The sequence below is a fragment of the Micromonospora sp. NPDC049799 genome, assembly GCF_040656655.1.
Classification (GTDB): Bacteria; Actinomycetota; Actinomycetes; order Mycobacteriales; family Micromonosporaceae; genus Micromonospora.
Genome location: NZ_JBFAMU010000237.1, coordinates 1 through 7,766, shown reverse-complemented (window position 1 = coordinate 7,766; position 7,766 = coordinate 1). Strand labels below are relative to the sequence as shown.

The window sequence follows — 7,766 nt, the reverse complement described above, 5'->3', positions numbered from 1 at the left end:
GGTGCGTACGCCCGCTGCGCGGCGGGAACCGGCGCAGCCCCTCCGGCGTCAGCACCTGCGCGCCGAGCCGGTTGCCGACCCCGGCGGTGAGGAAGCCGACCGCCGCCACCGCGGCCACGGCCAGCTCCCGCTTGTCCAGGTCGGCGGTGCCGTACTCCATGCTCGGGCTGGCGTCGACCAGCAGCCAGGTGGTCAGTTCCCGGTCGGCGTCGACCTCACGGATGTGCGGCACGGTGGTCCGCGCGGTGACCGCCCAGTCCATCCGGCGCACCTCGTCCTCGCCCGGGCGGTACTCGCGGCTGCCGGCGATCTCGCTGCCCGGTCCGGGCAGCAGACCCCGGTACTGCCCGTGCAGGAGACCGTCGAGCCGCCGGGTCACGGTCAGCTCCAGCTGCCGCAGTCGCTGGTCCGATGCGAGGTCGGTGAGGCCCGGGACGGTGGTTCCGGGCCACCTCATGCCGCCGCCAGGTCGGCCGCGTGTTCCGGGTGGCCGGTGGCGATGCGGGGCGGTGGTACGGCGTCGACCAGCCGCCGGACCACCGACTCGGCGGACACCCCGTCGGCGACCGCGTCGAACGAGAGCACCAGACGGTGGGCGAGCACGTCCACGGCGAGTTCGCGGATGTCCTCGGGCAGGACGTACAGCCGTCCCCGTAGGAGCGCCTGCGCCCGGGCGGCGGCCACCAGGCCGAGGGTGGCCCGCGGGCTCGCACCGTACGCGAGCAGTCGGGCCATCTCGGGCAGCCCGAACCGGCCGGGGTCCCGGGTGGCCAGGATCAACCGGACGACGTACTCGGCGAGGGCGTGGTGCACGAAGACGTGCCGGGCGCGGGCCTGCAGGTCGAGCAGGCGCTGCGGGTCGAGCACCGCGCGCGCGGTGGGCCGGTCGGCGCTCATCCGGTAGAGGATGGCGAGTTCGTCGGCGTCACTCGGATAGTCGACGACGATCTTCATGAGGAACCGGTCGCGTTGCGCCTCGGGCAACTGGTAGACACCCTCGGACTCGATCGGGTTCTGGGTGGCCAGCACCAGGAAGGGCCGGGGCACCTCCCAGCTGCGCCCACCGATGGAGACCTGCCGTTCCGCCATCGCCTCCAGCAGCGCGGACTGCACCTTGGCTGGGGCGCGGTTGATCTCGTCGGCGAGCACCAGGTTCGCCATGATCGGCCCCAGCTCGATGTCGAAGGACTCCTTCGAGGCCCGGTAGATCCGGGTGCCGACGATGTCCGACGGGACCAGGTCGGGGGTGAACTGGATCCGGGAGAAGGTGCCGCCGACGACGGTGGCGAGGGTGTGCGCGGCGAGGGTCTTCGCCACGCCGGGAACCCCCTCCAGGAGGCAGTGCCCGTCGGCGACGAGAGCGGTCAGCAGGCGCTCGACGAGTCGATCCTGCCCGACGATCACGCGTTTGACCTCGAAGAGAGTCTGTTCCAGCTCGGCGCTGGTCGCGTCGGGATCGACCGGGCTGGGCACGCTGGCCAGGGTGTCCGAGATGTCCGTCACGGTGCTTGCTTCCCGTGGCGGCGGTCGGACAAACGTCGGATTAACGGGCCCGGCGCGGGCCGAACGGCCCCAGACCGGCACGAGGGCTCACGATCCCGTCAGCCCGCACCGACGGGCGTGGGACGACACCGGCGGCGCCGGCCCACACCCGGGCCGACGCCGTCGAGACGGTGCGGATCAGTTGGCGATGACCAGGTGGAAGGGCCGGTTCGCCGGGTCGCCGTCCGAGTCGCGGGTCTGCACGAAGACCGAGTTGGTCAGCGGCGCGGTGCGCGGGGCGACGGAGATCTCGCCGCCCGGCGGGACGTAACCCGGACCGGCGTCGCCGATCGTGGCCACGAACGCCTTGGTGGACACGTTGTACGGGAAGGAGACCTGGTACTGGCCGGGGCCGTACAGGGCGACCGAGAACCGCAACGAGGTGACACCGCCCGACGACCGGGCCAGCGTGCCGTCCTCCCGGACCACCGCGAAGGACACCGTGCCCGGGGCCGTGGCGAGCGTGCTGACACCCGCGGCGGCGGCCTTGGCCTTGCGGGACTTCTCGGTGAGCATCGGGGCGACCCTGGTGCTCTTCCCCCGCTTCGACCTGGACCAGACCCTCGCCGCGGTCCGCCGCCGCCCGCCGACGTTCCTGCCGGCCGTCCCGCCGATCTACGAGAAGCTGGCCACCGCCGCCCGCGAACGCGGGGTGGACCTCACCTCGGTCCGGTACGCCATCTCCGGCGCGATGGCGCTGCCACCGGCCACGGTGGAGCTGTGGGAGTCGGTGACCGGCGGGCTGCTCGTGGAGGGCTACGGGATGACCGAGACGTCCCCGGTGGCCCTGGGCAACCCGGTGTCGCCGGCCCGCCGGCCCGGGACGGTGGGCGTACCGTTCCCGTCCACGGAGGTCCGGATCGTCGACCCGACGGACCCGACCCGCGACCGCGCCCCGGGCGAGGCCGGCGAGCTGCTGATCCGGGGTCCGCAGGTGTTCGCCGGCTACTGGCGGCGGCCGGAGGAGACGGCGGCGGTGCTGCTGCCCGACGGCTGGCTGCGCACCGGGGACATCGTGGTGATGGACGACGACGGTTTCGTGACCGTGGTGGACCGGATCAAGGAACTGATCATCACCGGCGGCTTCAACGTGTACCCGTCGGAGGTGGAGGAGGCGCTGCGCCGGGTGCCGGGCGTCCACGACGCTGCCGCCGTGGGGCTGCCCTCCGCCGGCGGCGGCGAGGAGGTCGTCGCCGTGGTGGTCCTGCACACCGACTGCACCCTGGACGAGGCGGGGATCCGCACGGCGTGCCGAACGCACCTCACCGGGTACAAGGTGCCGCGTCGGGTCGTCGTGGTGGAAGACCTGCCCCGCTCCCAGATCGGCAAGATCCTCCGTCGCGAGGTCCGCGACCGCCTGCTCGCCGACTGAGTTGTCAGCGCGACATCACCCGAGCAGTGCGGAGCGGGAGGCGAGGTCCTCCCGCTCCTCGGGGGTCATCTCCTGATAGCGGCTCCAGAAGGTCTGGAAGGGTGCGGTCAGCTCCGTGCCGTAGGGCTCGCTGGTCGCCGCCTGGCGGAGGGTGAGTCTGCCGTCCAGGACCGCGGTCGCCATCTCGCGGAGTAGCGGACTGTCGCTGCGGGCGAGCTGGTCCAGGACCCGGCGAAGGGCCCGGGTTCGTTGCTCGTCGCCATCGGTGATGTCGTCCTGGTGGTCCATGACGGTCACGCCCTCGCGCCGGCGAGGGGGTGGTCGTAGCGGCCACCACCGGGGAGTGCGGGAAGGGCAACGGTGTCGAGGTCACTGAGTTCGCGGGTGAGGGCGGCGCGGAAGACGAAGACGGCGGCGGCGATCTGCTGGCAGAGTTTGGTCGCCTCCCCCCAGAGCCGGAACATGTTCGCGACCTCCGCGGCGGCAACGCCGTAGCCGACGAGTGCGCCGACGCCAGTTTGCGCGGTGACGGTACCGGCAGCGGCGGCGACTCCGGTGATGATGGCGGCGTCGACGAGGCTTTTGACGACACCCCCGAGAGCTTCACCGGCGGACCAGACGGCGTCGGCCATCTCCCGGTAGGCCTTGCTGATGGCGGACAGGGGGGCCCGGAGGTCGGCGGTGGCGTTGGCCGTGGTGGTGAAGTAGCGGAAGGCGCCGTCGCCGGCCACTCCGTGCCAGAGGGGACGCAGGGTGGTGGTGCCGGACTGGACGTTGTAGGCCAGGTCGTGCAGGGCGCCACCCACGTTGTCCACGACCGGCCCCATCGTGGCCAGGGCTTCCCAGTCTCCGGAGACCTGGCTCTGAAGCCTGCCGATGGGGTCGAAACCGAAGACGCGGTCGAAGACCTCGTTGAGCCAGTTGGCGGGGCTGATGTAGTCCATCCAGCCCAGGGCGTTCGCGGGCTTGTCCGGGTCTCCCGGAGTGTCGAGATGACCACGAACGTCTCGGACGTCGACGAAGTCCGCCGGGGTGCACGGGTTGTTCGCCAACTCCAGTTCCAGAGGGGTGATGCACCGGTCGAGCGCTGGTGGCAGGGTCCGGTCGAGAAGGTCGGCGTTGGCCAGGTCGGTCGTGCGGTAGTAGCCGGCGGAGGCTCGCAGTTCGGGAGCGGAGTTCTCCAGGAGGCAGGCAAGCCGGTTGAGGGTGCTGTCGATGACGTCCACGGCGTGCTCATGGGCGGCTCTGGCGATCTGAATCTGCTCGCCGCCCGTCGCGACGTCGGCGTGACGATTGAGGTAGGCGCGGATCTCCCGCACGTCGGCGGCGGCACGATCGACCTGCCGGGCGAAGCCGACCAGCGCTTCCGGTTCAACGGACAGCGTCATCGGTGACCGCCTAGTCCGCGAGAAAGATGCCGGTCACACCCACCACCGCGAGAGCGACGGCGACCGCGAGAACGTACAGCCGCGCACGCGGCTCCCGGACGACGTAGGTGGCCAGGCCGAACGCCCCACTGAGAATCGCCACCGCGTACCACAGGAAGCTCGCCGGCGTGGCCTGACCGATGAAGAGCATCCAGGTGGCCGTCACCGCAACGAAGATCGTGGCGTAGGCGACGCTCTGCCGCAGGTTCCGGTAGGCCGTGTGCTGCAATCGGTCGACCGACTCACGGTAGTCCCCCACCGCCGCAGCGCGTTCCTCCTCGCTGACCTGCCGTCGCCTTCTGCGGCTACCAGACCTCTGGCTCCCACTCATGCCGCCGAAGATACCAACGGCGGTCACACCGTCGCGGCCCTGAACAGCCGGATCATCCGGGCCGCGAGCAGTCAGGATCCGTGCAGCGACCGCCGCTGTCGGCGGCGAACTAGCCCTGCTTGCGCCGGTGGACCAGGTCAGAGCCAGGTGTCGCGCACGTCCAGGGTGGTCCGGTCGAGGCTCTCCAGCAGGTCGAACTGCGGGCCGGTGCGGGGCAGCTCGTACCGGAAGAAGTAGCGGGCGGCCTGCCGCTTGCCGGCGAGGAAGTCCCCGTCCGATTCGCCTGCCCCCTCCACGGCGAGGAGCTGCTCCAGCCACATCCAGGCGATCACCACGTGCCCGACCGCCTCCAGGTACACACTGGCGTTGGCCAGCGCCACCTCCGGGTCGCCGGTGCTCCACAGGCGGCGGGTGACCAGGGCGACCCGGTCCAGGGCGGCGCCGAGCGCCCCGGCCAGCTCGGCGGCCTCTCCCTCGGCCTTCCACGCCCGGGTGACGGTGGCGCGGATCGTGTCGAGGAGCAGCGCGAGACCGGCACCACCCGCCATCGTCGCCTTGCGGCCGAGCAGGTCGAGCGCCTGGATGCCGTGGGTGCCCTCGTGGATGGCGTTGAGCCGGTTGTCCCGCCAGTGCTGCTCGACGTCGTAGTCGCGGGTGTAGCCGTACCCGCCGTGCACCTGGATCGCCAGGTCGTTCGCGGCGAGGCACCACTGCGACGGCCAGCTCTTCGCGATCGGCGTGAGCAGCTCCAGCAACAGGTGCGCCCGCTCCCGGTCGGCCGGGTCCGGTGCGGTGCGCTCCTCGTCGAGCAGGCGTCCGCAGTAGAGGATCAGCGCGAACGCGCCCTCCACGTAGCTCTTCTGCGCCAGCAGCATCCGGCGCACGTCGGCGTGGGCCACGATCGGCACCTGCGGTGCGGTGGGGTCCTTGTCGGCTACCGGCCGTCCCTGCGGGCGCTGCCGGGCGTACTCCACCGACTTGAGGTAGCCGGTGTAGCCGAGCGCGGTGGCGCCGGCACCGACCCCGATGCGCGCCTCGTTCATCATGTGGAACATCTGCGCCAGGCCCTGGTGCGGCTCCCCCACCAGGTAGCCGACGGCGCCGGGACGACCGCCGGGCCGGTGCACGCCCTCGCCGAAGTTCAGCAGCGTGTTGGTGGTGCCCCGGTAGCCCAGCTTGTGGTTGAGGCCGACCAGCACCACGTCGTTGCGGGCGCCGAGCGCGCCGTCGTCGTCGAGCAGCACCTTCGGCACGATGAACAACGAGATGCCCTTCACCCCGGGTGGGCCGCCGGGAATGCGGGCCAGCACCAGGTGGACGATGTTCTCGGCCAGCTCGTGGTCCCCACCGGAGATCCACATCTTGGTGCCGTACAGCCGGTACGTACCGTCGTCCTGCGGCTCGGCGCGTGTGGTGACGTCGGCGAGGGAGCTGCCGGCCTGCGGCTCGGACAGGCACATCGTGCCGAAGAAGCGGCCCTCCACCATCGGCCGGACCCAGGTGTCCACCTGCTCGGGGCTGCCGTGCGCCAGCAGCAGGTTCGCGTTGCCGAGGGTCAGGAACGGGTACGCGGACGTGGCCACGTTCGCGGCCTGGAACCAGGCGAAGCAGGCGGCCTGCACGACGTGCGGCAGCTGCATCCCGCCGATCGAGGAGTCCATCGTCGCGGCCAGCAGACCCGTCTGCGCGAAGGCGTCGAGGGCCTCTTTCACCTGCGGGATCATCCGCACCCGGCCCTCGTGCACGGTGGGTTCGGTGCGGTCGGCGGCCCGGTTGTGCGGGGCGAACCGCTCGGTCGCCACCCGCTCGGCGAGGTCCAGCACCGCGTCGAACGTGTCGCGGGAGTGCTCGGCGTAGCGGGGACGCTCGGTCAGCCGGGTCACGTCCAGCCAGTCGTGCAGCAGGAACCGCAGGTCACGCCGGGAGAGCAGGGTGGACGACACGGGGGTCTCCTTCCGTCGGGCCGGACCGGGCGGACGCTCAGCCGCGGCGCAGCCCGACGATGCCCTCCCGCAGGTCATCCTGGCTGATCGGACCGGCCGGCGCACCACCGGTCGCCTCGCTCATCGCCTTGGCGAGCTGGACGCGGCGCAGTACCTCGCGGATGTCCGCGCCGGTCAGCCCCGGGCTGATCGCGGCCAGGGCCGCGGGGTCGACGTCGTCGGCGAACATCCGGAAGCCCGGCCCCGCGTGCCGGTCCACCAGCTCCCGGATCATCTTGGCGATGATCTCCGCCCGGCCGCCCTCGTCGGGTGTCGGGATCGACAGCTTGACGTCGAAGCGGCCGGAGCGGACGAGGGAGGCGTCCACCCGCTGCGGGAAGTTGGTCGTGGCCACGACGATGACGTTCGGGTTCTCCTCGATCAGGGTGTTCATCTCCTGCTTGAAGATCCCGGCCACCGCGTTGACCGCCTGGCTGGCCGCGTCGCCACCGGCCCCGGCGTAGCTGATGATGCTGTCGAACTCGTCGAACAGCAGCACCGTGGGCTCCCGGTAGCGGCGGGCCTCGCGGAAGATCTGCTTGATGTTGCGCTCCGAGCCGCCGAGCCACTTATCCAGGATCTCGGGGGTGCGGATCTCCTTGAAGTTCGCCCCGATCTCGTTGGCCAGCGCCCGGGCCAGCATGGTCTTGCCGGTGCCGGGCGGGCCGTACAGCAGGATGCCCTGCGGCCGGCGCGCTCCCCACCGCGCCATCACGTCCGGGTGGCGGAACGAGATCGCGATCTCCCGGAACCGCGCGACCACCTCGTCGAGGCCGCCGACCTGGTCGAGGGTCACCGACTCGCTGCGGGGGGCCGCCGGACGCGGCGGCGGGGTCGTGCCCGCCGGACGCCGCAGCACGTACGTCCGTCCGCGCAGGACCCGGGGCTCGGGGTCGTCGCCGGCGAGGTCCCGCACCACCTGGAGCACCACGGCGACGGTCGCCCACAGGTGCGCCGGGGCGACCGTCGCGACGGGCACCTCGACCCGTACGGTGACGGTCCGGCCGGCGGCGGACGGCGCGTCGACGACCTCGGGGCGCAGCTCCAGCGCCTCGGCCTCGGCGAGTACCGCCGCGGCGGCGGGGTCGGCGGCCGGGGGCCGGTCCACCACC

The 7,766-nt window shown here is 71.9% G+C and carries 8 protein-coding genes and 1 pseudogene; 1 reads left to right on the top strand and 8 read right to left on the bottom strand.

Annotated features, from left to right (window positions below):
- The 3 genes from AB0I76_RS18160 to AB0I76_RS18150 form a co-directional block, all read right to left on the bottom strand.
- Positions 1–457, bottom strand: a 457-nt coding sequence (locus AB0I76_RS18160) for a DUF58 domain-containing protein (RefSeq protein ID WP_357036456.1), incomplete at its 3' end; no start/stop codon positions are given.
- Complete coding sequence (locus AB0I76_RS18155) at positions 454–1,503, bottom strand: MoxR family ATPase (RefSeq protein ID WP_357036452.1); 1,050 nt, start codon at positions 1,501–1,503, stop codon at positions 454–456. The genes AB0I76_RS18160 and AB0I76_RS18155, both read right to left, overlap by 4 nt.
- Positions 1,504–1,680: 177 nt before the next feature.
- Positions 1,681–2,058 (bottom strand): hypothetical protein, encoded by a 378-nt coding sequence (locus AB0I76_RS18150; protein WP_357036449.1) that lies wholly within the window; start codon positions 2,056–2,058, stop codon positions 1,681–1,683.
- Between AB0I76_RS18150 and AB0I76_RS18145 the strand changes: the two are divergent.
- Positions 2,045–2,914 (top strand): annotated as a pseudogene (locus AB0I76_RS18145) (AMP-binding protein); the annotation flags it as partial. The gene AB0I76_RS18150 and the pseudogene AB0I76_RS18145 sit on opposite strands and share 14 nt — an antisense overlap.
- Before the next feature lie 15 nt (positions 2,915–2,929).
- On the opposite strand, the gene AB0I76_RS18140 reads toward AB0I76_RS18145, so the two are convergent.
- The 5 genes from AB0I76_RS18140 to AB0I76_RS18120 all read right to left on the bottom strand — a co-directional run.
- Positions 2,930–3,211 carry a hypothetical protein gene (locus AB0I76_RS18140; RefSeq protein ID WP_357036446.1) on the bottom strand — a complete coding sequence of 94 codons (282 nt, stop codon included), beginning with the start codon at positions 3,209–3,211 and terminating at the stop codon, positions 2,930–2,932.
- Positions 3,208–4,302 (bottom strand): WXG100 family type VII secretion target, encoded by a 1,095-nt coding sequence (locus tag AB0I76_RS18135; protein ID WP_357036443.1) that lies wholly within the window; start codon positions 4,300–4,302, stop codon positions 3,208–3,210. The genes AB0I76_RS18140 and AB0I76_RS18135 overlap by 4 nt, the downstream gene beginning before the upstream one ends.
- Positions 4,303–4,312: 10 nt before the next feature.
- Complete coding sequence (locus AB0I76_RS18130) at positions 4,313–4,672, bottom strand: hypothetical protein (protein ID WP_357036440.1); 360 nt, start codon at positions 4,670–4,672, stop codon at positions 4,313–4,315.
- Positions 4,673–4,809: 137 nt separating this feature from the next.
- Positions 4,810–6,615, bottom strand: coding sequence for an acyl-CoA dehydrogenase (locus tag AB0I76_RS18125; RefSeq protein WP_357036437.1), 1,806 nt, complete (start codon positions 6,613–6,615; stop codon positions 4,810–4,812).
- Between the two features lie 37 nt (positions 6,616–6,652).
- A partial coding sequence (locus tag AB0I76_RS18120; RefSeq protein WP_357036434.1) for an ATP-binding protein occupies positions 6,653–7,766 on the bottom strand: 1,114 nt, incomplete at its 5' end.